Raw genomic sequence first — 1,310 nt, forward strand, 5'->3', positions numbered from 1 at the left:
TGAGGTGGCCCCTCAAATGACCTGACAGGGTCTCGCTCTTAGATAAGAGTGAGGCATATGACTGACGGTACGACCAGGCGTTACAACGAGGGCGACGTCCTCTCCGGTGTTCAGCGCCGGAGGCGGTGGACACCGGAGGAGAAGGTCCGGATTGTCGAAGAGACGTATCTGCCGGGGATGAGCGTATCACTTGTTGCCCGCCAGCGCGGCATCAGCGGCAGCCAGGTTTTCACCTGGCGTCGGCTGATGAGCCAGGGAGCGCTGACCGCTGCGGCAGCCGGCGAGGAGGTGGTGCCGGCGTCCGAGTACCGGGCGCTGGAGGCGCAGGTCCGTGAGTTGCATCGGCTGCTGGGCAAGAAGGCCATGGAGAACGAACTGCTCCGCGAGGCCGTGTCCCGGGCTGCAGGCCCAAAAAAACTGCTGTTGCGCTCGACCTCGTTGCCCGGGGATGGTCTGTGACCGCGGTCGCGAAGGGTTTCGGCGTCGCCCGTGCGCATTTGTCTGCGATGCGCAACCGGCCTCCGCCACGGCCCCGCGGGCGACCCCCGCTGCCGGATGCCGAGCTGGTTGCCGACATCCGCATGCTCGTCGCCGAACTGCCTACCTACGGCTATCGCCGCGTTCATGCCCTGCTGCGCCGCCAGGCAGAAAAGAACGCGCGCGCAGCGCCCAATGTCAAACGCGTCTACCGCGTCATGAAGATCCACGGGCTGCTGCTCCAACGGGACGGCGAACGGCACGAAGAACGCCGTCACGACGGCAGGGTCGCTGTCGACCAGCGCAACACCCGCTGGTGCTCCGACGGATTGGAGATCGCCTGCGACAACGGCGAAAAGGTGCGTGTCGCCTTTGCGCTCGACTGCTGCGACCGCGAGGCGATGGGACATGTGGCAACCACAGGCGGCATCACCGCCGGGGACGTTCAGGACCTGATGGTCGCTACCGTCGAGCACCGCTACGGACAGGTAAACCGCGTGCCCCAGCCGATCGAATGGCTGACCGATAACGGCAGCTGCTACACTGCTCGCGACACTCGTTCTTTCGCCCGCGGCATCGGATTGGTCCCGCGCACGACCCCGGTCAGCAGCCCACAGTCGAACGGCATGGCCGAAGCGTTCGTCCGCACCCTCAAGCGCGACTACGTCCGCGTGAACCCCAAGCCTGATGCGCAGACCGTTATTGCGCAGCTGCCCGGCTGGCTCGCCCACTATAACGAGGTGCATCCGCACCGCGCTCTCGGCTACAGGTCACCCCGCGAGTTCATCGCGACAACACGCGAGGCCCTGTCAGCCATTTAAGGGGCAACAACA

The 1,310-nt window shown here is 65.4% G+C and carries 1 protein-coding gene; it reads left to right on the forward strand.

Annotation, left to right across the window (positions count from 1 at the left end; genetic code table 11):
• The first annotated feature begins 57 nt into the window (after positions 1-57).
• Positions 58-1,298 (forward strand): IS3 family transposase gene (locus OXR60_RS19820; protein WP_267397781.1). Its coding sequence is split into 2 segments (ribosomal slippage): positions 58-402 and positions 405-1,298, totalling 1,239 coding nucleotides; the frame shifts between segments, so codons are not numbered across the junction.
• Positions 1,299-1,310: the final 12 nt, after the last annotated feature.

This window comes from Sphingomonas sp. GC_Shp_5 (genome assembly GCF_026540855.1).
GTDB lineage: Bacteria > Pseudomonadota > Alphaproteobacteria > Sphingomonadales > Sphingomonadaceae > Sphingomonas.